Source organism: Enterobacter cloacae complex sp. HYC033_NIDB, assembly GCF_056673335.1.
The window spans coordinates 3,494,587-3,517,549 of the sequence record NZ_CP115123.1; the positions used below are offsets into that span (position 1 = coordinate 3,494,587).

Annotated in this window: 21 protein-coding genes; all 21 read right to left on the bottom strand. The window is 56.1% G+C overall.

Translation table 11 applies throughout. The annotated features are described in order from the left end of the window. Positions 1-51: 51 nt before the first annotated feature. The gene (locus O1721_RS16750) at positions 52-750 is read right to left on the bottom strand and encodes a hypothetical protein (RefSeq protein ID WP_032648543.1); all 699 of its coding nucleotides are present in this window, start codon (positions 748-750) and stop codon (positions 52-54) included. Continuing rightward, entirely contained in the window at positions 750-3,311 is a 2,562-nt protein-coding gene (gene tssI / locus O1721_RS16755) for a type VI secretion system tip protein TssI/VgrG (protein WP_032648545.1), read from the bottom strand. The genes O1721_RS16750 and tssI overlap by 1 nt, the downstream gene beginning before the upstream one ends. Positions 3,312-3,382: 71 nt before the next feature. Then, on the bottom strand, positions 3,383-3,835 hold the full coding sequence (locus O1721_RS16760) for a hypothetical protein (RefSeq protein ID WP_032648547.1): 453 nt from the start codon (positions 3,833-3,835) through the stop codon (positions 3,383-3,385). Beyond that, positions 3,819-4,622 carry a DUF8093 domain-containing protein gene (locus O1721_RS16765; RefSeq protein ID WP_045324994.1) on the bottom strand — a complete coding sequence of 268 codons (804 nt, stop codon included), beginning with the start codon at positions 4,620-4,622 and terminating at the stop codon, positions 3,819-3,821. The genes O1721_RS16760 and O1721_RS16765 overlap by 17 nt, the downstream gene beginning before the upstream one ends. A gap of 20 nt (positions 4,623-4,642) precedes the next feature. Then, the gene (locus tag O1721_RS16770; protein WP_032648549.1) at positions 4,643-6,076 is read right to left on the bottom strand and encodes a serine/threonine protein kinase; all 1,434 of its coding nucleotides are present in this window, start codon (positions 6,074-6,076) and stop codon (positions 4,643-4,645) included. A 24-nt stretch (positions 6,077-6,100) separates the two neighbouring features. Continuing rightward, complete coding sequence (gene tssH / locus O1721_RS16775) at positions 6,101-8,716, bottom strand: type VI secretion system ATPase TssH (protein ID WP_032648551.1); 2,616 nt, start codon at positions 8,714-8,716, stop codon at positions 6,101-6,103. 38 nt (positions 8,717-8,754) lie between these two features. Continuing rightward, the gene (gene tssG, locus O1721_RS16780; protein WP_032648553.1) at positions 8,755-9,798 is read right to left on the bottom strand and encodes a type VI secretion system baseplate subunit TssG; all 1,044 of its coding nucleotides are present in this window, start codon (positions 9,796-9,798) and stop codon (positions 8,755-8,757) included. After that, on the bottom strand, positions 9,795-11,666 hold the full coding sequence (gene tssF, locus O1721_RS16785) for a type VI secretion system baseplate subunit TssF (RefSeq protein WP_023296775.1): 1,872 nt from the start codon (positions 11,664-11,666) through the stop codon (positions 9,795-9,797). Before tssF ends, tssG begins: the two co-directional genes overlap by 4 nt. Positions 11,667-11,668: 2 nt before the next feature. Further along, positions 11,669-12,232: a type VI secretion system baseplate subunit TssE gene (gene tssE, locus O1721_RS16790; RefSeq protein ID WP_015570336.1), complete on the bottom strand. Its 564-nt coding sequence runs from the start codon at positions 12,230-12,232 to the stop codon at positions 11,669-11,671. Beyond that, entirely contained in the window at positions 12,225-13,037 is an 813-nt protein-coding gene (locus O1721_RS16795; RefSeq protein WP_032648555.1) for a type VI secretion system accessory protein TagJ, read from the bottom strand. The genes tssE and O1721_RS16795 overlap by 8 nt, the downstream gene beginning before the upstream one ends. 9 nt (positions 13,038-13,046) lie before the next feature. Further along, complete coding sequence (locus tag O1721_RS16800) at positions 13,047-14,033, bottom strand: hypothetical protein (protein WP_032648557.1); 987 nt, start codon at positions 14,031-14,033, stop codon at positions 13,047-13,049. Between the two features lie 16 nt (positions 14,034-14,049). Continuing rightward, on the bottom strand, positions 14,050-14,847 hold the full coding sequence (locus O1721_RS16805) for a PP2C family protein-serine/threonine phosphatase (RefSeq protein WP_003859969.1): 798 nt from the start codon (positions 14,845-14,847) through the stop codon (positions 14,050-14,052). Then, positions 14,844-16,619 (bottom strand): type VI secretion system-associated FHA domain protein TagH, encoded by a 1,776-nt coding sequence (tagH, locus tag O1721_RS16810; protein ID WP_032648559.1) that lies wholly within the window; start codon positions 16,617-16,619, stop codon positions 14,844-14,846. The genes O1721_RS16805 and tagH overlap by 4 nt, the downstream gene beginning before the upstream one ends. 90 nt (positions 16,620-16,709) lie before the next feature. Beyond that, a complete protein-coding gene (locus tag O1721_RS16815; protein WP_015570334.1) occupies positions 16,710-17,126 on the bottom strand; it encodes a hypothetical protein in 417 nt (138 codons plus the stop codon). Beyond that, positions 17,120-18,109 (bottom strand): hypothetical protein, encoded by a 990-nt coding sequence (locus O1721_RS16820; RefSeq protein ID WP_015570333.1) that lies wholly within the window; start codon positions 18,107-18,109, stop codon positions 17,120-17,122. Before O1721_RS16820 ends, O1721_RS16815 begins: the two co-directional genes overlap by 7 nt. Before the next feature lie 75 nt (positions 18,110-18,184). Further along, positions 18,185-18,667 (bottom strand): Hcp family type VI secretion system effector, encoded by a 483-nt coding sequence (locus O1721_RS16825; RefSeq protein WP_014884229.1) that lies wholly within the window; start codon positions 18,665-18,667, stop codon positions 18,185-18,187. 180 nt (positions 18,668-18,847) lie between these two features. Next, on the bottom strand, positions 18,848-19,273 hold the full coding sequence (locus O1721_RS16830; RefSeq protein WP_017693279.1) for a T6SS amidase immunity protein Tai4 family protein: 426 nt from the start codon (positions 19,271-19,273) through the stop codon (positions 18,848-18,850). Further along, positions 19,270-19,776 (bottom strand): type VI secretion system amidase effector protein Tae4, encoded by a 507-nt coding sequence (locus tag O1721_RS16835; RefSeq protein ID WP_017384301.1) that lies wholly within the window; start codon positions 19,774-19,776, stop codon positions 19,270-19,272. The genes O1721_RS16830 and O1721_RS16835 overlap by 4 nt, the downstream gene beginning before the upstream one ends. A gap of 65 nt (positions 19,777-19,841) precedes the next feature. Further along, entirely contained in the window at positions 19,842-21,341 is a 1,500-nt protein-coding gene (tssC, locus tag O1721_RS16840) for a type VI secretion system contractile sheath large subunit (protein ID WP_006810956.1), read from the bottom strand. 3 nt (positions 21,342-21,344) lie between these two features. Next, a complete protein-coding gene (gene tssB, locus O1721_RS16845; RefSeq protein WP_008502644.1) occupies positions 21,345-21,869 on the bottom strand; it encodes a type VI secretion system contractile sheath small subunit in 525 nt (174 codons plus the stop codon). A 75-nt stretch (positions 21,870-21,944) separates the two neighbouring features. Next, on the bottom strand, positions 21,945-22,961 hold the full coding sequence (tssA, locus tag O1721_RS16850) for a type VI secretion system protein TssA (RefSeq protein ID WP_015570331.1): 1,017 nt from the start codon (positions 22,959-22,961) through the stop codon (positions 21,945-21,947). Positions 22,962-22,963: the final 2 nt, after the last annotated feature.

The window sequence follows — 22,963 nt, forward strand, 5'->3', positions numbered from 1 at the left end:
AAGTTAAGGCAAAAATAAAGGTCAGAGAATACTGACCTTTAGTAATAGATTCTACTTATTAACCCATTGACCTGGCTGATCAACTAAAATATGACCACCTTTGCTGACTACCAATTTTAATGGGTTATAGGTAACTGTATAGGTAATTTCGCCATTCTTAAATAAAGAACCAATTACTTTTCCTGTCGCATCGTTTAAAGTCTTACCATCTAAAGATATTGTACTATTATCACTTTTTCTAATTCCAAGATAAAACATATCATTGCAGTCGTTTTCAAACGAACCACATTTATTTACTAGAGTAATATTGAATTTATCGGTATCAAAAATTCTTTTTTCGGACGCCGATGACTTTAACTCTCTTGTTAGCTCATAATTCCGCGGAGCAGAATATTCACCTTTCTGTGGCGGTGTAATTAAAGTCCAAATCATTTTATCACCAACCACTTCCAGTTTCGCACGTCCCTTTTCACCACCAAATGAAGAGTTAAATTCCACATTTGCTGTATTTTCAGCAATAACACCCTTTAGATCACTCTCATCATCTGGGGGACAGTCAATGCGGTTACCGTTTTGCGTAACATAACAATAACTACCATTCACATTTTGACCAGCTTGAGTTAATCGTAAAGTGAGTGTTGACTCATTTTTTTGTTCTCCGCTCCACTGACCAGAAAAAATATCTTTAGCTATTGCATGACCACTATTAAAACCTGCAACCATCAATAACATTACTAATTTTATATTCATTACAAAGCCACCTGTGCACACCGATCAACTCGATTTAACCAACCTGTCAAAAACTTAGCATTTTTGGAATTATTTACCACAAGATTTTCATAATACTCTTTACGGATGTCCGCTATTCTGGACGTAAGTTTCGCTGAGTCGCTTACGCTGTTCATTGCTTCTATTGTCTTAGGCCCTATTTTCCCATCTGCAATCAACTGCTGGCCAAACTCATTGTTCAGCAATTTTTGGATTTGTTTACCGGCTCCGCCGGAGGTTATGGTCCAATCATAAGACATTAGTGCGAGTTTAGGATCATTAAGATTGTTAAATCCAGACGGCTCCCAGTAACGTTTACGGTAAATTGTCTCAGCTTGTTCATTGGTTAAATTTTTTAGGTTATCCAATGTGGGTTCAACGCCAAGATCTTCCTTGGCATATTTCTGCCATGTTTTCCACGCAATTCCTTTATTGGTAGCTCCCCCGGAGTCGTTAGGGTCATTAACGTATCCGCCTTCATTCTGGAAAATAATAGGTGAGATCTTTGAAAACTTGTCCTCACCTTGAGTCGGTGGTGCTGAAGTGGCATTACTTGCTGTAGCTTGAGGTGCTGGTTTCGTTGCAGACTCTGATGGCACAGGAGACGCTCCTGCCCCTTTCTTTCTTTGTTCAGGCGAAAACTTCTCCTGCACAGCTGCATCAATATCCCCTTTATGTCCCGACCCCGGTGCCGTTGTGCCAGGTTTAGTGCCAGAGGTATTCAGATGCAGCTTACCGCCCGTGGTGATATACCCATCGCCCTCAACGAAGAAGTTAAACTCTTTGCCGATCAGGTTAATCTTGCCGTTAGCGTTAAGCTCAATAGCACTCTCACCTGAGACCAGCCTCAGCTTCGTCCCGGAAGCAATGACATACTGCTCCACCGCCGCATCCAGCTTGCCTTTGCCCGTCAGGATTTCGGTCCCACCTTTCACCGCCTGGATCTGGTTCGCTTCAACACGATGCAGCTCATTTTTCTTCACGTAATGACTGCGCGCGCCGCCGACGGTGTGCGTTTCATCATTTTTAACGCTGGTGTCCATGTTGCGTTCGGCCTGGATCCACACCTGCTCTGCGCCCGCCTTGTCCTCAAAGCGCAGGGCGTTGGCGTTGTCCACGGAGCCGTCCTTCGTCCGGCTCATAAAGCCCATCTGCGTCGCGGCAGCCGGCAGCGCCCACGGCGGCATGCTTGCTTCGTTATAGACACGACCAGTGATAATCGGACGGTCCGGGTCGCCGTTGATAAAGTCCACCACCACCTCATCGCCGACGCGCGGGATCTGCACCCCGCCGTAGCCCTGGCCCGCCCAGGCGCTTGACACGCGCACCCAGCAAGAGCTGGTGTCATCGCCCTTCGCCAGACGGTCCCAGTGGAACTTCACCTTCACGCGGCCATATTTATCCGTCCAGATACTTTCCCCCTGCGGTCCCACGACTTTCGCGGTCTGCGGGCCGTAGGTGCGCGGCCACGCCGTGCTCTGCGCCGGACGGTACGACACCGACGCCGGGATAACGGTGAAATCGGTGCGGTGAATGGTTTCCCCCTCGCCGCTCGCGTAGCGGTTCTCCTCGAAGTGGTAGCCCGCCGCCGTCACCAGATACTCGCCGTTGTCGCTGAAGAACGGCGCGTTGGTCAGGGTGAAGATGTGGCCCGGCGCAATGCCCGCCGCCGTGGCGGTGGCCTGAATCTGCTGATGCTCAACCTGCCAGCGCTCCTGACGGATGCGGGCGTAGAACTCCGCATGGCCTGTCTCCACAAAGCGACCCGGCCAGTCGTACACGTCGATGCTGCCCGGTTTCGGTGACGCCGGGTTCTGCTGCGCCTGGAACAGCCACGCATTCGGCTTGCGGAAGTCATAGTCGTCGAGGCTGTAAATTCCCGGCGTGACGCTGTCCTCCAGCGCCCACTGGCTGATGCCCTCTTCATCCGTACTGCCGCCGGACGGCGTCTGATGGTAAGGAATGACCTCATAGCCGCTGAACGGCTGGTGCTGTGTCGCGGCGTCGGTCAGTACCAGGGTATGCTTGTCCGCCTCGTGGCTGAAGTAGTACGCAATCCCCTCCAGCTCCATCAGGCGGCTGATGAAGTCCAGGCTCGATTCCTGATACTGCACGCAGTAGTCCCACACCCGGTAACTGCCGGTGAGTTTGTCTTCGAGGTTAACCTGATGCTCACCCAGCAGGGTTTTGACAATCTGCGGTACCGTCTGGCCCTGGAAGATACGCAGGTTACGGTCGCGCTTCATCGGCCACAGGTCCGGCTCCACCGTCAGCTGGTACACCGCGTAGCGGGTGCCCGTCAGCTCCACGGCGCTCACCGCCACGCGGGTAATCTTGCCGTTGATGTAGCGGGGAGTGAGCAGGCTCTGCGTGGGGATGGTCACCGTGACCGGCTGGCCCAGCAGCCTGCTGCGGTCGATGCGCGCATCCGTGCCGAGCAGAGTCAGCGTCAGCGCGAACGACTCGGACATCGCCTCGCGGCCGGAGAGTTTCCAGAAGAGCAGCCCCTCAACCGGGAGCTGAACGGTAATTCGGTTGAGCATAATCTTTATTCCATCTAGCTTATGCGATTCAGAAAAGAGGTTCGCATCTACGCATCAGCGTCATTTATATATTAAAGTGAATGAGTTCTTTTTCTTTTGCCCATTAAGTAAACAAGAGAATATACTTTTAGCAGTTCCGAGATAACGAACAATCCTAAATTTACCCAGACACTTGAAATACCAAACACACTTACCAGAAGTGGGAAAAAAGAAACCGAACATCTGAACGAAATTAGACGGAAAACTTCCTGAATAAGGGCAAATTTAATCGCAACGTCTTTTTTCTTAAAAAACAACCAAGCTGAAATAAAAAGTGAAAGTAATAAGAGCAAATCAAATATAAAAAAGAGTGTTACGATAAAGTAGTAACCGCCTCCTGAAACTACATCTGAGGTTCCTGTGAACGCGATTAAATCTGAAATGAAGGGGATCCTGTCCTGGCGAAGTGAGTTTACAGAATAAAGCAAAAGAGCCAGTACATCCATGCTTCCCCAGAAATACCATAATTTACTTTTTAAATTCATAATCCTCTTCTCTGACTCCAGGTATCCATTGCCATGATTTACCACTTACTGCCCAGGCATCATCGCTCTCAAGGTATTTCTGATAAATGGATCGTTGTTCTCCGTATCGTCTGATGACCGATTTCGCAGATATAAACACGCGCGATTCACCGTCCAGATCTCCGGGTAGCGCTGTCCAGCGCTGAATTTTATCGCGCGACGTATTCATGTAATCTTTACCGTCCGACCCAAATACTCGTCCCTCATCCCCCATGCTCGTCAGTCGATTAATCGCCATAATCACAACATTTTTTGTGCCATGATAATCATCTTCAACAGTTTTCCAGTAACCCGGTCCGTAATTATTGGTAGAGGGAACGAATGAATCACGCGTTGGGGCTGGTTTTCCAAATAGAGCGACATTATTTCGGTAACGTTCGAGGACGTAATTCACAAAAGCTGAGTTGTAGATCGTCTCATCAACACAAAACAACTCCCCTGACTCAGAGATGAAAAAGGGATATAGGGCTTTTGTCCGTTGACGGTGATCTATTAAGACCACCTCCCCTGAGTCAATTAACCGCTCTATTTTATTAAGATTTTGCGCATAGAGGGGATCAAAAACGGCATTAGGATTAAATTCGAAACGATGTCGTAACGTTAAACCATCAATGCTGTGAAATGGATTTGAAACGCCTCGCACCACAACAAACTCACGCCCTACGTCGCTCCGTGCATAGACAGGAGAGACAATCTTTTCGAATTCCTTTGGACGAAGCCTTTGGCTTCGAAGATCGTACACTTCCATAGTATCTCCTGTTTAAACTCCTACGGATTCACCAGCCAGGTGCCTGGCTTCGCAATATCCAGCGTCTGGGTACGCGTTCTTCCATTGCCTTCCAGTTCAATGCGGGTCTCGCCCGCAGGCAATTTCAGCGATGCGTAACCGTTATTGCCCGGACGCAGCGCTTTAGACTCGCCGTTCACCTTCAGCGTCTCGCCATCAAGCATGCGGATATAGACCAGCGCGACCGGGCTGGCGTCGACAGGCGGCGCACTCTGCTGCGCCGTAGCAGGTGGCGCAACCGGCTCGCTCACGTCTGCCGTTGCCGGTCTGGTTTCCGCCGGGGCGGAGGTCTCAGCCGGAGGGCTCACGGCAGGCGTTTGCGCCGTCTGCTCTGGCGTTTCCTGACTGTCGCCGCCGAACAGCATCGCCCCGGCAACCACCCCAACCAGCACGCCCGCGGCCACCAGCCCCGGAAGCTTGTAACGTCGCCAGTCCAGCGCGGAAGCAGATGTCTCCTCTTCCACCGGCACCAGCATCGTGCCGGTCTTCTTCGCGGTAAGCACCTCGTCGATACCGGCGACGGGCATCTCGATCAGCGCCGCGAACTCCTCAATGGATTGCGGACGGTCTTCCATATGCAGCGCCAGCGCCTTGTCGATGGCCTGTAGCAGCGGGATGGAATAGCCCTGCGGCATCAGCTCCACCAGCGGTTTGCAGGTGTCCTGAATCGAGCGTACCACGCTGACCGGTGGCGGAGAGCCTACGATGAGGGTACGCAATACGGCGCCGAGCGCGTAGATATCCGTCCACGGCCCCTGCTCGCTTTCATTGTCGTCGGTATACTGCTCGATAGGCGCGAAGCCCGGACGCAGCATGGTTTCCGTCTCATCCGAGAGATTACCGATGGTGCGGCGCGCCGATCCGAAATCGAGCAGCACCGGCAGGCCGTTATCCTGAATCTGAATGTTATCCAGCGAGATGTCGCGGTGCAGATAACCCTCGTCGTGGATCGTTTTGATGGCGCCGAAGAGCATTGGCAGCATGCGGCGGATCCACGCCTCGTTAATCAGCTCCGGTTTCTCTTCGCGCAGACGCGACAGCGTGGTACCGCTGTAAAACAGCGTCCCCATATAGGCCGTGTCGTTTTGCACCCAGAAACGCAGTACGTGCAGCAGGTTCGGGTGGTTAAAGCGCGCCAGCAGGCGGGCTTCCTGGATGAAGCTGTTCAGACCGGCAGAAAACGCTTTGCCGAAGCGCTCGCTGCGCAGCACCAGCGTCATATCCTCGCCGCGCACGGCGAGGGAGGAAGGCATAAATTCTTTGATAGCGATAGTGCGTTCGAGCTGGTGATCCCAGGCGCGATAGACGATGCCGAATCCGCCGCCGCCAATCACCTCTTTTATCTCAAACTCATTGAAACGGTACCCGACCGGGAGCGCGTTTGGGACAGTCCGATTGTTATCATTATCCGTCATCTTTTACAGTTCTCTTGATGATTATTACGCGGCAAACTGACAGTGGAACTCGCCCTGCTCGCAGGTGACATGCAGACGTCGGTACTGCTCGTCGCTGCGGCTGGCGGTAAGTAAAATCTGGCTCATCTGAGGCAGCAACGTATTGGTCAGAATCGCATCCACCATACGCCCGCCCGACTCAACCTCGGTACAGCGCTGAACAATCTGTTCGACCACGCTGTCGTCAAATTCAGAAATAATGTTGTGATTCTCTTCCAGACGACGCTGAATGCGCCTGAGCTGAAGACGCACAATCTGCCCCAGCATCTCGTCGCTCAGCGGGTAATACGGCACCACCAGCAGGCGGCCCAGCAGCGCTGGCGGGAACACCTCCAGCAGCGGCTGACGCAGGGCGCCGCTTAACGCGTCAGGCTCCGGCATCAGTTCCGGGTCGGCGCACATGGCTGCGATCAGGTCGGTGCCGACATTTGAGGTCAGAATAATAATGGTGTTACGGAAATCAATGTGGCGCCCTTCGCCGTCCTCCATCCAGCCCTTGTCGAAGACCTGGAAGAAGATCTCGTGCACGTCCGGGTGCGCTTTTTCAATTTCGTCCAGCAGCACCACGCTGTAGGGACGGCGGCGCACGGCCTCGGTTAAGACGCCGCCTTCACCATAGCCCACATAGCCCGGAGGCGCACCTTTTAACGTCGAAACGGTGTGCGCTTCCTGGAATTCACTCATGTTGATGGTAATGACGTTCTGCTCGCCGCCGTAAAGCGACTCCGCCAGCGCCAGCGCGGTTTCGGTTTTACCCACGCCGGATGGCCCGCAGAGCATGAATACGCCGACCGGTTTGTTCGGATCGTCAAGCTTCGCCCGCGAGGTTTTTACCCGACGGGCAATCAGATCCAGACCGTGACGCTGACCAATAACCCGCTGGTTCAGCGTGTCGGCCAGATTCAGCACCGCGTCGATCTCATTTTTCACCATCCGGCCCAGCGGGATCCCGGTCCAGTCTGAGACCACCGCAGCCACCACGTTCTCATCCACCGCGGCAAACAGCAGCGGTTCGTCACCCTGTAAGGTCTTCAGCGCCTGCTGCTGTTCTGCCAGCTGGCCGCGCAGTTCAGCCGTATCCTCATCACCCGCCGCAAACAGCGCGGCACGCAGACGGATAATCTCCTGCACCCGCGTGCGCTCTTCTTCCCAGCGACGAGCCAGGGCTTCGCGCTGGGTTTCGAACGCGTCACGTTCGGCGGTTAAGGCCGCCACACGCGCCGGATCGCCCGCCCCCACGCGCGCTTCGCGTTCAGCAATCTCCAGCTCCACGTCCAGGGCCGCCAGGTGACGCAGACAGTCTTCCAGCTGGGCAGGCGGCGCGCTCTGGCTGACGGCCACGCGCGCGCAGGCGGTGTCCAGCAGCGCCACCGCTTTATCCGGCAGCTGACGCGCAGGAATATAGCGATGCGACAGTTTCACCGCCGCGCTGACCGCTTCGTCGAGGAGTAAAACCTGATGATGAGTTTCCAGCGGCGACACGGTGCTGCGCAGCATCAGCACGGCTTTGGCTTCGTCCGGCTCGTGAACCTGTACGGTCTGGAAACGGCGGGTCAGCGCCGGATCTTTCTCAATGTATTTTTTGTATTCCGCCCAGGTGGTCGCGCCGATGGTGCGCAGTTGCCCGCGCGCCAGGGCAGGTTTGAGCAGGTTAGCGGCATCGCCGGTGCCCTGCTGACCGCCAGCGCCAATCAGGGTGTGGATCTCATCGATAAACAGAATAATTGGCGTGGCGCTGGACTGCACCTCGTTAATCAGCGCCTGGAGGCGCGCCTCAAATTCCCCTTTCATGCCCGCGCCGGCCTGAAGCATGCCGATATCCAGCAGCCACAGCTGAACGTTTTGCAGCGGCTCCGGCACGTCGCCGTCAGCGATACGCAGCGCCAGCCCTTCCACCACCGCCGTTTTCCCGACGCCGGCTTCCCCGGTCAGCAGGGGGTTGTTCTGGCGACGACGCATCAGAATATCGACCATCTGGCGGATCTCTTCATCGCGCCCCACCACCGGGTCGATTTTCCCTTCCCGGGCGCGCGCCGTCAGATCCTGACCATACTGCGCCAGCGTGCCCTGCGCAGCCGGTACGGCCCCGGCAGGCGCGTCCGCAGCGGCGGCGGCCTGCTGGCTCTCTTTGCTGCTGGCGCAAATGGCGTCGAACTGCTCGATCAGCACCTCGACGTTAAGACGGGTGAACTGCGCCGAAATGCTTTTCAGCACGTTAGCCAGATTCCACGTTTTCAGTATGCCGATCAGCAAATGGCCGCCGCGGATGCGGCTGACGCCAAACTTCAGCGAGCCGTAGACCCAGGCGCGCTCGACGGCGCTGTCGATATGCTCGGAAAGATCAGACACGGAACTCGCGCCACGCGGCAGGGCATCCAGCGCCGCCACGATATCGCGCGTCAGCTGCTGTTCATCAAGGGCGAAGTGACGAATGACCTGTTGCAGATCGCCATCCTGCTGCTGCATCAGCTGATGCAGCCAGTGCACCAGCTCAACGTACGGGTTGCCGCGCAGCTTACAGAAGGCAGTCGCGCTTTCCAGAGAGGTAAATAACAGCGTATCCAGTTTGCCGAAAAGCACGGCACGGCTAATTTCTGACATGTTAGTTTCCATTAACAATGATTCGGTATACGGAAGGATTATCGCTCTGCGCGATACACCAGATCGCCACGCGGAACAGGCTGAGGCTGAAGGCCGAGCCAGGTGTTGTACCCTAATCGCCCGGCGCTACCGAGCGTGGCGCCCTGCACCGCATCGGCGCGCAGGATCACCCGTGTTTCCCATTCAAATTCCACCCCGGCGTACTGTCGCACCCAGTCGCGCAGCTCGGTCACCCACCCTTCGCCCGGCAGAAAACGGTTGTAGTCGTCTGCGCTCAACGGGCCAATCTCAAGCCGAAATTTATGCTGCACGTCGCGTACCGCAATGCCGAGAAAAGCGGACTCTCCCATGCGCGGCATACGCCGCCCCTCGCCCAGCTGTGCCTGCTCCCGCGTTGAGAGCGGCATCCACTGCGGGACGTTGGCCACCAGCCTGACCGGCACGTTGAAATAGTTGCGCAGGATTTTCTCCAGCCCTTCCGGGTCCCGCCCGTGTCGGGTCAGGTGCCCGGCGTGAGTAAAGCGGGCGTGCGCGCTCAGGCTGCCTTTCGACATCTGGGCAGGCTGCCCCATGCCAATCAGCGATGCCAGATACCCTTCGAAGCGCCTGTTGTCGTCGCGATCCTGTGAAACGGCAGGCTGCGCGTCCGCCCATGCGCGGTAGAACAGCAGCGTCAGGCGGTGGTGAAAGAGGTCGGCAAACGCGCTGAGGCTGTGATCCTGATGATGATGAATACGCTCGCGGGCATACTCAGTCATGTGCACCGGCAGCGGGCCGTTAGGACCAAACAGGCCGAAGCTCAGTATGGAAACGTCATGCAGTCCGTTCTCTTCCCGCTGCCGTACCTCAGCAACCGTTGACGGCGCAAAGCCCATTGAAGGCTGCTGACCAATACGCAGCGGCTCAAATTTAGGCAGCGGCGCGCGCCCCAGCGGGTAACGTTCACCGCCCTGGGCATCAATGCGTCTTAACAGCTGGAACAGATCATAGCGCCACGGCGTCTCGCGCACCCCGCGCCAGAACGCATCGGGCAGCGGCGTCAGGCGATGCACGCGCAGCGTTGCAGGGGCAACTTCACTCATACCAGCGCCCTTTTACCCATGCGCGGCGCCCAGTAGCCGATTTCACCACGCTGCTGGCTCTTGAGCGTGAACTCCGTAAAACTGTTGATGGAGACCAGGCGGGCAAAAAGGCGTTCCAGCACGCTGCCGAAAAGCCACGGGCTGGCGCCGGAAAAGGCGCGTTCGTCCACCGTCAGGGTGATGCCGATCCCGCGGGCGAACACCACCGGCCCGGGTTCAGGCACGCGGCGGTGCACCGGCTCCAGCACGCAGTGACGAACGCCATCCACCTGACGGGCAACCGGCGTCTCGGCCAGGTTGGCGTACAGCCCTAACAGCTGACGCAGCGCGGCAGCGCCCTCTTCGTTTTCGCTGTCCATCAGGCTGAGGTAGTTCATTTGCAGCTGGCTGATGAGCCGCCAGGTGCTGAACCCTTCCGCCAGCGCCGGACGCGGCGGCGTCGGGCCTTTACGCAGGGTTAACGCCTTCACCGGCATGGAGTCGGCCATAATAAACTGCCCAAGCTCCTGCTGGAGCATCAGCGGCAGGTCACGGCTGGTGCACAGCACCTCGGCGGAAATGTAGCGCAAATTCTCCTGCCACGGCGCGTGCTGCGCATCCACCAGCGAGACGAAGACCTCCGAGCCGATATAGCCCGTGCGGGTGCCATAGCGCAGCGCGTGTTCGGAGAGAACGCGCTGCTCACGGCGCAGGGAAAAATAGGCGCCGTAGTTGCCCGCGTCTCCGCTCCAGGTACTCCAGAACGGACGAAACGTCTGGTCGTCCCGCTGACCATCCGCGCTGGCATAAATTTTTTTCACGGCATAAATTTCATAATCCAGCGGGCGGATGTTATCCACCACCAGGTGGTATTCATGCTGGCTTTCGCTCAGCTTCTGCCGGGCCGCCACTTTCGGGAACAGGTTGATCACCGGCGTGCAGTGCAGCGCCAGGTGGCTGGCATCCACCACGCGCTCCAGCTGATCGTCGCTCTTGTCGAGCAGAATGAAGATATCAAACGCTTTTTCGTCTTCGCAGCGCTGGATCAGCTTGCCCAGCCCGCTCAGGCTGATGAAACGAAAACGCGCCGGGAACGCAAAGTACTCCTGCAACAGGCGATAGCCGTCGAAGTTGCGCAGATCGTCCGGGAGCAGCGCCTGGTCCGCATTAAAGCCTTCCTGACGCAGGGCGTCAGACGACAGCAGCTGGCGCTGGGGCTGCTTGCTGACCGTCTGGCAGACAATACCCGCGTGGTGCTCCATCACCAGCTCCAGCAGCTTCAGCGCCTCGATGTCCGGGCCGCTTAAGAAGAACTCCAGGCGGTCAAAGTCCAGGTGCCCGAGATGCTGCGGGCCATCGCAGGCAATGCGGATCCGTAAGGCGCTGCTGATCCCCCGCTGGCTCAGGCCGAGCTGGGCCAGCGGCAGATCGGCGGGAACGCCGCCCAGCTCGATCCGCTCAATTTTTAACGGCAGCAGGTTCACCTCGTGCGCCGTGGTATAGCTGCACGTAACGCCGGTTTTTTTCAGCGCCAGGCTGTCCATCATGGTGCCGCGCGGCACAATAAAGCCTTTGCTCAGGTCGCCGCGGCTGCTGTCGGGCTGAATTTCAGCGATCGCCATCGACGGCGTAGGCGCCAGATAATTTGGCGCAATCATCTCCAGCATACGCTGTGAAAAGCGCGGAAATTCGGCGTCCATTTTCATCTGCACGCGGGAGGTCAGGAAGGCGAAACCTTCCATCAGGCGCTCAATGTACGGGTCCGCCACTTCGATGCCGCGCATGCCGAGCCGCCCCGCCACTTTCGGGTAGCGCTCGGCGAACTCTGCGCCCATCTCGCGCAGATAGGCCAGTTCACGGTTGTAATATTCGAGCAGTTTGCTTTCCATAATTACCCCGCATCCTTCAGTTCAAAATGGCCGTTCTCAAGATCGACGTCGGTGCGAAAGAGAAACTCCAGCGGATACGGCACGCACCACAGGCGACCTTTGATTTCGATAGACAGAACGTTGTGCAGATCTAACGAGGAGGTATCGGACACGCAGCGAACCTGAAGCCCCTGCGGCAGGATCCGCGGTTCAAAGTTAATAATCGCTTCGGTGAGCTTGCGCTGAATGTCGTGCCATTCAATATCGGACATTCTTTTCCCCGCCAGCGGCGCCACGCCAAAATTCACGACGGAACGGCTCACCTGCGTCAGCCCGCTCAGATCGCTGGAGGCATCGTGGTTAATGGTGTTAAACAACCACTGTAAATCCCGCAGGACGTTACGACGCAGCGCGGCGTGGGTAATCAGATTGCTGTTGGCGGACTCGCGTTTTTTTTCCGGATCGTTATCCGTCAGGCGATCCAGCAGTGAGGGCTGCATTTTGTCGCGCGCCCCCACTTTCTCCTGCCTGCTGCGGGCCTGCCAGCCGCTGCGCAGCAGATCGCCTTCGCCAGCGGGATTACTCATCCGCACCATCCGAGGTAAATGTCACCAGGCTCAGGGTAAGCAGCGGGCTTTCGCTTTGCTCGCTCAGCCAGGCTTTCTGTCCCATGCCTTCATACAGGGCGCCGTCATCGTCCAGCGGGAGCCATTCGGTGGTGCGCCCCAGCTTAACGCTGTCTGGCGCCCCGTCAGCAAACGGATAACGCGCCGGGATCTGACACACCTGCTCGGTGCCGTCCGTGAGGCGGACCAGCGCATGACGCCACACCAGATCGGTCACGCTGGCCGGAGCCTGAAAACGGATCGCGTCGATGGCGCAAAACGGCACCCAGAAATAACGGCCATTGACCAGGGTTTCACACACCGGCCCCAGACGGGCATCGCCGTCCATCAGCCATTCAAAGGTGTGGCTCTCTTCATTCTCCAGCGTGACCTGCCCGCGGCTTGCCGGGGCCTGTTCGAGTGCCGCCAGGCGCAGCGTTTGCGCTTGCCCTGCGCTTTCGGTCAGCGCCTGGGCTAACGTCGTCAGCCACGGCCACTGCGCCTCGGGCATTGCCGGTCGTACCTCTCCCGCGAACGCGCGCGCACGCTGCTGTTCACCCTGAATGGCCTGCTCCAGCAGCGTTACGGTCGGTTTTGCCTGCGGCTTCAGCGCCAGCCAGCTCTTCAGTTGCGTCAGGGCGCGCGCCCAGTTGCCGCTGAGGATCAGAAACTGCACAAACGCGGCGCGCAGATCGGCATCCGCCGGACGGGCTTTGATATCGGCTTCCAGGCGAAGCAGCGCGTCGCTAATCGACTCCCCCGCCAGACGTTGATAAAGCGTATTCATAGCCCCTCCTTAATTCGCCGCGCGCCAGGCGCCCACTGCCGGATCGCGCAGCTGCGGACGCAGCGTGTCAATCAGAACAACGTTCAGCTCCGCGCCCGGTGCAACCCATGCGCTCCAGATCTTCTTCACCTCTGCGATACGCGCCTGGAGTCTGGCGTCGTCGCTGGCGATCTCACGGGTGATTTCCACCGCCACCGTGCCGTTGCTCTTCCAGCCGTTCAGGGTGCTGTCGTACGGCAGGATCATCCAGCTCTGGTCGCTGTTCTGGGTGCTGAAGACCATGCGCTCTTTGTTGACGGAGGTGATCAGCGCCTTTTCAGGATCGACCGTGTTGTTCAGCCCCATCACCGGGAAGCCGTGAATGTAGGTGACCGGAATCGCTTTCTGCGTCCCGTTACGGTTCTGCGTCACCACGGTGTGGCCGCTGAGCCAGCTGCCGTTGCCGCAGCGGGTGGTGTCGGAATCCGGAATAAACAGCGCTGGCGCGGAGGAACCGCCCTCCCAGAAGGTGCGCAGGTGGCAACCGTCCTGAAGGGTGAACTCCTGCCATGGCGTACGATCTGCCGCCACGGTGTGCGTCTCCGGATTCTGGTCAGGTGGCAGCAGCGCGCCTGAGGTGGGGGTCGTTGCCGCCGCCGTTTCCTGCTGCTTCACCACCAGCGCCCAGTCCTGCGCTTTAGCCGCTGTGCCCCGGGCAAGCGTCGTGCCTTCCGGATCGTTAAGCGTCCAGTTCAGGGTATTCAGCTTGCTGCACTGGTGCTCCAGCAGCGAGCCAAGGCGCGGCACGAAGTTTTCCAGCACCGAAACCTCTTTCTTGCCGTTCGCCACGATACGCAGCGCCACGTCCGCCTTACACCAGCTTTGCGGCGTATTGTCTTTAATGTTGTCGATCCAGATATCCAGCTTCTGCGCAGGAGACTGCACGATGCGGAAGTTTTCAGCCTGTGCGGTGGTCGCCACCGTCAGAAGAGCCAAACCCGATAGCCAAAGTTTCATATCAATCCTTGTGTGTCTAATCAGTTCCGCAGGGAAGAAATTGTGCTGCGTCAGAGAGCGTATGCAGCAAAGTGGTGTCCTGAGGGTTGCCCATCCACACCGCCACGGCGGTATAGTTATCCTGAGCATTGCCCTCCTGTTCGGCATTCTTTTGAATGATTTGGTTCATTAGGGTCAGCCACTCCTGTGGCGTATTGACCATGTGCAGCGACTGCTTCATCTGCTCTTCGCTGACGCCGTGCCAGAAACCGTCGGTGCAGAGCAGGAAGGCATCACCGTCCTCAACCTGCACGACATCGCTGTAGCTCGCTTCCGGTCCGCCATTCTCAATACCCAGCGCCAGATACAGCAGGTTGCTGTTGAGATCGTCGGTCTGATGCCCGGCATCTTTCATCTGCTGGACGAGGCTGTGATCGGTGGTGACATGCCACAGCCAGCCGCGGCGAAACAGGTACAGGCGGCTGTCTCCGGCGTGCGCCCAGTAAGCCAGACGGTAATCCCTGTCGATAAACAGGCTGACCAGCGTGGTGCCCATCCGGCGATAGTCCTGCACGGCCTGTTGTTCGCTGAGAATGGTGCGGTTCGCCGTTTGGACGTAGTCACGAATATGCTGCGCATTCAGGTGCTTGTCGCCATCAAAGCGGGAAATAATGCTGTTGCGGGCCAGCTCAGCGGCCACCTCGCCGCCCGGCAGGCCCGCGATGCCGTCACAGACGACAAAGCAGGCTGAACGTTCCCCGATGGTTTCTCCCGTCTGATCCTGGTTGCTGGCGCGCGTCCCCTGGCGGGAGAGAGAAGCCGTTGCGATATTCATTTTTCTTCCGATCCGCTTTGTGAGTCTTTGTACTGATTGACCTCCATGTCATAGGCATGGAGGAAGGCTTCGCCAAACAGGGTATGGAAGTCGTCCTCGATCTCGCCCGCCGTCTCGCCATAGCTACGCACGAAATAATCCCACAGCGCGGCTTTACGGCTGCCCGGCAGCGCCAGGCGTGACGTCATCCCGTTCTGCTTCGCCTGCTCTTCCAGCTGTTCCGGGTTAAAGGATTGCAGCATAGCGGCGATAATGGCGCGGATACCGGAGATCATCCCTAGCTGGTGTGCCTGGAGATCGATCAGCGCATCACGCACCGATTTGGTCGGCGGCATAAAGCCCGGCATCGGCGTGCCGAACATCTGGATCAGCACCGTTTTCCCGGTCGGCAACAGTTTGAACGGGTTGTTCGCATCGTCGAGCACCATGGTCATATCGGCTTTCACCCCACGCTTGAGGATGGAGCGCGAGGAGAGCAGCGCCACGGTCCCCTGCGAGAACATGCCCAGGATCTGCCCCAGCTGACGCATATTTTCCCGGTCAAACTGCGGCACCGGCTGCATTTCGCTCAGGCCCATGCCCTCCAGCAGCGCCTCCAGCAGTTCGCCCTGAAGCACCTCGCCCCGCTCGCCGGTCTGCGCGGAGGCAGCAGGCGATGCAGCGTTTTTAACCGGGTCGATACGCAGACGTCCCTTCGGCGTCTGTGCGCTACTGCGTGCGACGGCCTGCGGCGTTGGCATGGTGAAGCCAGCGTAATCGGGACGCGCGGGCTCTTCTTCCGCGCGCGGCGCATCCTGTGGTTCAGTCGGTTCCGGATCGAACAGCGGTGAGCTGGCCAGCGCATCCTCTTCCTGTGCGGCTTGCGCTTCAGGCTTTGGCTCCGGCTTATCGGCCACGATTTCATCCGGATGGGTTAACGGCGCGCCGCCCATCAGGCCGAGAGGGTCATCGTGACGCGCGGCAGGTGCGCTCGCCGACCCGCCAAACAGGGCTAACGGATCGAGTTCGTCAGACGCCTCTTCCTTTGGCTGGGCAGGTTTGCTTTCGTCCGGCTGTACCAGCGTTGAAGGGGTGACATCGTCAAAGATGCTCTCTTTTTTAAACAACGCTTCATCACTGAACAGCGTGTCCGGGTCAACGTTTTTACGTTCAAGCGACGGTTCGGCGTCGTTAAACATTGCCAGCGGATCTTCGGCATTCCGCTCCGGGGCCGCAGGCTGGGAGAACGGGTCGTGGGAGGCCGCGGGCTGTGGTTTTGCCCGGTTGCTGGAGATGCTGTCGGAGATGGAAAACTCCTGCATCAGGCTGTCCCAGATTTCCGACGGCACGGCCGTAGGTTCAGCTTTTCCACGAGGCGCGGCGCTGGCCGGTTTCGGTTGCGGCGCTGGTGCAGGTGTCGCCACTGGGCGCGCCTGCTGCATGCTGGCCGCCATGCGGCTTACGGGCTGGGTGTCATGAATGAGTTCGCTGACTTCAATGCGATAATCATCAATACCGAGAATATCCCCATCCTGAAGCTCAACCTGACGCCCACGCTCCAGCGGGATATCATTCAGTACCACGCGGGTAACGCTGCCGCGGTTCGTGACGCGGCATTCGCCACTGGCGTCGACGTGAACGATGGCCTGCAAACGCGAGATGGTGCGGTCATTGTCCGGCAGCACCAGATTGTTATCCGTACCGCGCCCAATGGTGCCGCCCGGGGCATAAAAATCACAGCTGCTTTGCGGCGGCTGATGACCGGGTTTCGTAGAAATAATCGTGAATCGCATGGCGTATTCCTGCTGGTATGATTAGCGCTCAAACGCTGCCGCTCTCGGGGGTGAGAACGGCGGGGTTTGGGGGTTAAGGGCTGATTAAAGCTATTTGACTACATTCAGGAAAATAATGCCGATAAGCAGCCATAGCGTAAAAAGTAAGGCCTGAGCTTTATAGCGTCGATGCAGTTTTAATATCCAGCCGATTCTCTCTTCCGGTAAAGCCTGAACGAATTTATAGGCATCGTCCTGAACATTTCTGTCTTTGGTAAATTTCATCTTCACGCCTTTGCGAAGACGAACAAACCAGATTATTTTTTGATAGTTCGCCAGCGAACCAAAAAATGATGCGTAATTTGTCACCAGATCGAGATCGTAGCCTTTTTGCCTATATTCTGAAAGAAGCTGATTATATTCGGCCTCGTGTTTTTTAAAATAACGGGAACTGATGAAGTCCATAATTACGACAAGTAAAAATAAAACAACAATCAGAAATAAAAGAATATTTTCTAAATTCACCATAGCTTATCCATGACATATTCAGTTGCTCCACCGGCAACTTCGCCACCAATGTATCCACCCGCAGCGGCGCCTACCACAGAACACGCGAGCAACCCTACACCACCTGTTGCCACGCCCAATGCAACACATACGCCAGCCCCAGCCATGGCGCCATATTTTCCGCCATAAATCCCGCCCGCAAGACTGGCGCCAAATTGACTGTACTTCTTAACGGCGACTTTGGAACAACTCTGCTCTCTACCTACTGTACAGGCATCGTAAACTTCATTGGTTGTGTTTGCACCAGCGAAGCCGATAGCAAGCCATCCTCCCATTTTCAGAAAACGGGCAGCTTTTGAAGCATTGTCTACATATGTTGAATACCCTCGTATCGAGGCAACACCCGCAGTACTCCATTCGTGGACAATTGACCTGCTTGATAAACCTAAAGCGTGCTTGATTTCTTCATAAGGTTTCAGTTTCAGCGTTAGTCTGGACAGCTTATTTAATAAAACGTCCAGCTCAGAAAAAAGTTTTTGCCTTTCAACAAAAAACTGCTGCCCGATCAATGTGCCTTGCGTTCTGTATTGATTTTGATAAGCCAGTTCGATAGCTTTTAATTTCTTTTCTATTTCGCTAAAGTACCTTTCACCTGCATCAGCAACCACCCCGAGAGATTTATCCATAAAATTAGTTAATGCTGCGATGGTACTAAAATGCTTGTTAAAGAAATTAGCTTCATCTGTATTCAGTTCTGCCAATGCTCCATTAACCTTTTGCTTTGCATTTTGTAATTGTTTTAGCTGAACCGCATTTTCAGCACCCGGAGCATTAAGGATCAATATTTGCCCGGGTTTTAACCACCGTGTGTCCCTGTTCACTTGCATAAAATAACGTGCCGCTTCACTGTCTGGTTTATTGAACAGTAGTCTTGCCTGGAAATCTAACGTACCAGCCTGCTGAACAACACAATAACCAGGAGCAACCGTTGATTTTACGCTCATATTGACATCCCTTTGCAAACGAAATTAAGTCTCTGTAAATAATGACCGGGGAAAACTCCCCGGTCACGCGCGCAATTACGCTTCTTTGTTTTCTTTGATGTTCCAGCCAGCGCTGCTTTCAGCACCTTTACCACCGGCAGTGGTCTGCTCCCAGTACTGCTGTTTCACTTTCGCAGCCTGGAATGCATAGGTCACGCCAACGGTATCGCCGTTGTCTGCACCCGTGTACTGAACGGAAGTCACGAGAACGTCTTCCAGGGTGATGCGGGTGTATTCAACCTGCTGACCACCCGCTTTGCAGACGGACAGTTCAACTTTGGTCAGGTGTTTACCGCTTGCGCAGTGTTTCAGGATTGCTGTAGTGGATTTGTCGATCAGAGCGTTAACGTGCAGATCGTTAAAGTTCACTTTACCGGCACCGCCGCCACCGCCAACGCTCATATTACCTGGCTGGGACGCGCCCCAGGAGAAGGAGGTAATATCAGTCCAGCCGGTGTGGTTAGAATCTTTAGATTCGCCCGTAACACCCTCGACCTTCAGAAACATATCAATAGCCATAATATCTACTCTTCGTGGATGAACAATATTGCTTTCGAAAAAGCCCTTATATGGCAAACAGGAAAGCATGGGGCTGAATAAAACCGTCCATATTTTACCTCTGCCTCATATCAAACGACCCGTGTCATTTGACAGTCTTACATTCCCCCTGAACGAAAGGAAAGAATGTGAAGTCTTATACTATTGTGGATTATCCTGAATCCAGGTGCGGTCAGGATTTCCGATGATTAATTGAGGAGCAAGTTGATTAAGTTCGTCACTATGATAAAGACGCAGGCAGTTTAAGGTTACGCCTTTTACATCGGGTTTTCTCTCAGAATGAAAGGCATTGGTTGCGCCTTTATATTTATTAATAAGGGCATTAATTTTGTCATTGCCATTTTCAATATCGAAAGGCACCCATTCCAGTAATGCGCTACTGCTACGGGCTGCATCCAGAGAAAACTGGCTTTTATCATCTGCAACTTGTGCCAGGCAGCGAGAAAAAACAACGTCTTTAACAACTTGCTTATAAGGCATTTTTTTGACAAACGACACCGGATCGTCAGTTGCATACACAGAGGCGGAACTGGTGAGCAACAGTAGACTAGCAATCATTTTTTTCATGGCAACTCCCAAAAATTAGCTTTGGTCGTCGTGTAATTCGTCTCCGGCGCATTGAAATAACAGTGATCCGAACAGGTTAAACCATTCCAGAATGTTGCATGACCTGCGGCGTCACTCCAGCCCTGTACCTCAAACAGAATGACGCCCTTTTTGTTGGCTAATTGCTCAACGGGTAAGGAAGGATAACTCACGATCATGTCAGGTTTACCCCACTGACGCGTCAACCAGGCAATGACATCCTTTACGCGGTAGAAGTACCATTTATTATCAGCACCGGATACCGTGAGATTTGCAATACGCGGAACGGGATGCCCGGTATAGTTAAGAACATAACTCATCCGTACGGCACAACTATTTGACCACCCGCCCTCATCTGGCGCTATTTCGAAATTGTGCTTAACTTTGCCGCCGATAACTTGCTTAACTTTGCCGATAGAATCATTTGCATCGTAAATACGTGTTGCCGCCGCCCAGGCAGCAACAAACGAAGGTCTCGCGGTCATATTTCCTCTCAAATTTCCATACTATAAAGCTAACGCCGGGCATGGCCCCCCGGCGGCAATTATCATTACGCGTCCTTCGTCTTCAGCGACGGCAGTTTAGATACCAGACGCAGGGAAACGGTCAGACCTTCCAGCTGGTAGTGTGGACGCAGGAAGAACTTCGCGGCGTAGTAGCCCGGGTTGTCTTCGATTTCCTGCACCTGCACTTCCGCAGCCGCCAGCGGTTTGCGGGACTTGGTTTCCTGGGAGGAGTTCGCCGGGTCGCCGTCCACGTAGTTCATCACCCAGTCGTTCAGCCAGCGTTCCATCTCTTCGCGCTCGCGGAAGGAGCCGATTTTGTCGCGCACGATGCACTTCAGGTAGTGAGCAAAACGGCAGCAGGCGAACAGGTACGGCAGACGGGAGGCCAGGCGCGCGTTAGCGGTGGCATCCGGGTCGTGGTACTCGGCCGGTTTTTGCAGGGACTGCGCGCCGATGAAGGCGGCGAAGTCGGAGTTTTTGCGGTGAACCAGCGGCATAAAGCCGTTTTTCGCCAGTTCCGCTTCACGACGGTCGCTGATGGCGATCTCGGTCGGGCACTTCATGTCCACGCCGCCGTCATCGCTCGGGAAGGTGTGGCACGGCAGGTTTTCCACCGCCCCGCCGGATTCCACGCCGCGAATCGAGGTGCACCAGCCGTACTCTTTAAAGGAGCGGTTGATGTTGGCCGCCATCGCATAGGCAGCGTTTGCCCACGAGTAGCTGTTGTGGTTCGCGCCGTCGGTCTGCTCTTCAAAATCAAAGCTGTCGACCGGGTTGGTGCGAATGCCGTACGGCAGACGCGACAGGAAGCGCGGCATCACCAGGCCCAGATAACGGGCATCTTCTGATTCACGCAGTGAACGCCAGGCAGCGTATTCGGTGTTCTGGAAGATTTTGGTCAGGTCGCGCGGGTTAGCCAGCTCCTGCCAGGACTCCATCTGCATCACGCCCGGCGCGGTGCCGGTGATGAACGGACAGTGGGCCGCAGAGCCGATGCGTGCCATCTCGCCCAGCAGCTCAACGTCCTGCGGGCTGTGGTCGAAGTAGTAGTCGCCCACGATGCAGCCAAACGGCTCGCCACCGAACTGGCCGTACTCCTGCTCGTAGATTTTCTTGAAGATCGGGCTCTGGTCCCAGCCCACGCCCTTGTAGCGCTTCAGGGTGCGGCCCAGCTCCTGCTTGGAGATGCTCATAAAACGGATCTTCAGCATCTCGTCGGTTTCGGTATTGTTCACCAGGTAGCTCAGCCCGCGCCAGGCGCTCTCCAGCTTCTGGAACTCCTCGTGGTGAATAATCTGGTTCACCTGCTGTGAAAGCTGCTCGTCAATACCGGCAATCAGGTTCTGAATGGTGCGGTAGGTATCGTTTGAGAAGGTCACGGTGTTTTCCAGCGCCTGCTGCGCCAGGGTTTTAACCGCGCTTTCTACGGCAGAGCGCGCCTGATCGGTTTTCGGGCGGAACTCTTTATTCAGCAGCGCGCTGAACTCGTCCTGGCTGAACGCCTGGCCCGCCTGCTGATCGTGTTGTTGAGTCTGGTTGCTCATCGATTATTCCTCGCTACCTTTCGCACTTTCGTCATTTTTTGGCAACTGGCTCAGGGATTTGAGCAGCGTCGGATCCTGGAGAATTTTCGCGATCAGCTCTTCCGCACCGTTTTTACCGTCCATGTAGGTCAGCAGGTTGGAGAGCTGGGTACGGGCTTCCAGCAGCTTGTTCAGCGGCTCTACTTTGCGGGCCACCGCGTCCGGCAGGAAGTCGTCCATGCTGTCGAAGGTCAGATCGACATTGAGCTTACCTTCGCCGGTCAGGGTGTTATCCACCTGGAACGCCACGCGCGGCTTCAGCGCCTTCATGCGTTCGTCGAAGTTGTCGATGTCGATTTCCAGGAACTTACGCTCGTCGACGGCTGGCAGATTTTCCACCGGCTTGCCAACCAGATCGGCCATAACGCCCATCACAAACGGCAGCTGAATTTTGCGTTCTGCGCCGTAGATCTCTACGTCGTACTCGATCTGCACGCGGGGAGCACGGTTGCGTGCGATGAATTTCTGTCCACTGTTACTCATTGCCATGATGTTCTCCATCAAAGATGCGCGGTGAAGGTGAAACGGCAGACTCCATGCCTGTCGTCATAATGCCAGGACGCGTCATTCGCGGCGTCCAAAGATGTTTTCCAGTTGGTTAACGCCGTCTGGCGCCAGGTCGCGAATAATGTCCATAAAGTTGAGTTCAGACAGCCGCTGCACCCGTTCAATCATCAGCGGTGCGGGATGGCTGGGTTCGTACTGCGCAAAATACTGTTTCGCTTTTTCCAGCATCAGCTGGGCGTCGGCGCGGCTGGTCACCTGCACGCTGCGCCAGTCCGTCACCTGCTGAACGGGCGACGCGGCCACCGGCTGCGGCTCGGCGTGCTGTTCAGCCTGCGCGTCACGGTTCGGCAGCAGCTTGCTGATATCGGTCACCTGACAGGCGCTGGAAACCAGTCCGACGGTTTTCAACAGCTGTTCCATCTCCGGGACGCCACTTTCCCCGAGATAGCCGGTAAGCAGTTCGCGGATGGCCAGCAGGCGTTCGTTGATCACGATTACCGCTTCGGTGCCGGGCTGATCGCCCCGGGCCAGCTCATCGATCAGTCGTGGACGACCGCCCGGATAATCCGGACACTCGGTTTTACTGCCGTCAAGCAGCGCCTGGGCGTCACGGAGCGAAATCTCATCGCCGTTTGAGCGGAGCAGTGAGGCGTTACGCACCGCGACCGTCAGGTCAGATTTATCACTCAGCCCGGCGAGGGCGTTGATGCGGTAGAACGGATCGGTTTCGCCATACTCTTCCAGCAGCGGGTAAAGTTGCTCCCAGTAACGGGACAGGGCTTCCTGCACCAGCAGTAGCCCGTCGGCGTAACCTGCCAGCCCGCGACGACGCGTCCAGGCATGGGTTAACGCCAGCATGACGCGAAGATCTTTGGTGCGACCCAGCAGGCTGGTGGCGAGTTTTTCCACCGTGTTCCAGTCGGCAGGCTCTGCCGGAATGATGGTGTCGCCAAACTGCTGCTCGGCTTTACCCTGACTGGCCTGACCCATGGCCTGGAAATCAGCGTCGTACTCCAGGTTTTCACCGCAGGGGTTATCGGGGCTTATCGGCGCGAGAAATTCATCGATATTCATAA

Excerpts from the sequence above, each read along its gene's own strand:
- tssC (WP_006810956.1), bottom strand. The coding sequence starts at position 21,341 with ATGAGCAACCAGACTCAACAACACGATCAGCAGGCGGGCCAGGCGTTC.
- tssG (WP_032648553.1), bottom strand. The coding sequence starts at position 9,798 with ATGAGTGAAGTTGCCCCTGCAACGCTGCGCGTGCATCGCCTGACGCCG.
- tssB (WP_008502644.1), bottom strand. The coding sequence starts at position 21,869 with ATGGCAATGAGTAACAGTGGACAGAAATTCATCGCACGCAACCGTGCT.
- O1721_RS16765 (WP_045324994.1), bottom strand. The coding sequence starts at position 4,622 with ATGGAAGTGTACGATCTTCGAAGCCAAAGGCTTCGTCCAAAGGAATTC.
- tssE (WP_015570336.1), bottom strand. The coding sequence starts at position 12,232 with ATGAGTAATCCCGCTGGCGAAGGCGATCTGCTGCGCAGCGGCTGGCAG.
- tssA (WP_015570331.1), bottom strand. The coding sequence starts at position 22,961 with ATGAATATCGATGAATTTCTCGCGCCGATAAGCCCCGATAACCCCTGC.
- tagH (WP_032648559.1), bottom strand. The coding sequence starts at position 16,619 with ATGCGATTCACGATTATTTCTACGAAACCCGGTCATCAGCCGCCGCAA.
- tssI (WP_032648545.1), bottom strand. The coding sequence starts at position 3,311 with ATGCTCAACCGAATTACCGTTCAGCTCCCGGTTGAGGGGCTGCTCTTC.
- O1721_RS16770 (WP_032648549.1), bottom strand. The coding sequence starts at position 6,076 with ATGACGGATAATGATAACAATCGGACTGTCCCAAACGCGCTCCCGGTC.
- O1721_RS16750 (WP_032648543.1), bottom strand. The coding sequence starts at position 750 with ATGAATATAAAATTAGTAATGTTATTGATGGTTGCAGGTTTTAATAGT.
- O1721_RS16815 (WP_015570334.1), bottom strand. The coding sequence starts at position 17,126 with ATGGTGAATTTAGAAAATATTCTTTTATTTCTGATTGTTGTTTTATTT.
- O1721_RS16825 (WP_014884229.1), bottom strand. The coding sequence starts at position 18,667 with ATGGCTATTGATATGTTTCTGAAGGTCGAGGGTGTTACGGGCGAATCT.
- tssF (WP_023296775.1), bottom strand. The coding sequence starts at position 11,666 with ATGGAAAGCAAACTGCTCGAATATTACAACCGTGAACTGGCCTATCTG.
- O1721_RS16800 (WP_032648557.1), bottom strand. The coding sequence starts at position 14,033 with ATGAAACTTTGGCTATCGGGTTTGGCTCTTCTGACGGTGGCGACCACC.
- O1721_RS16805 (WP_003859969.1), bottom strand. The coding sequence starts at position 14,847 with ATGAATATCGCAACGGCTTCTCTCTCCCGCCAGGGGACGCGCGCCAGC.
- O1721_RS16760 (WP_032648547.1), bottom strand. The coding sequence starts at position 3,835 with ATGAATTTAAAAAGTAAATTATGGTATTTCTGGGGAAGCATGGATGTA.
- O1721_RS16830 (WP_017693279.1), bottom strand. The coding sequence starts at position 19,273 with ATGAAAAAAATGATTGCTAGTCTACTGTTGCTCACCAGTTCCGCCTCT.
- O1721_RS16835 (WP_017384301.1), bottom strand. The coding sequence starts at position 19,776 with ATGACCGCGAGACCTTCGTTTGTTGCTGCCTGGGCGGCGGCAACACGT.
- tssH (WP_032648551.1), bottom strand. The coding sequence starts at position 8,716 with ATGTCAGAAATTAGCCGTGCCGTGCTTTTCGGCAAACTGGATACGCTG.
- O1721_RS16795 (WP_032648555.1), bottom strand. The coding sequence starts at position 13,037 with ATGAATACGCTTTATCAACGTCTGGCGGGGGAGTCGATTAGCGACGCG.
- O1721_RS16820 (WP_015570333.1), bottom strand. The coding sequence starts at position 18,109 with ATGAGCGTAAAATCAACGGTTGCTCCTGGTTATTGTGTTGTTCAGCAG.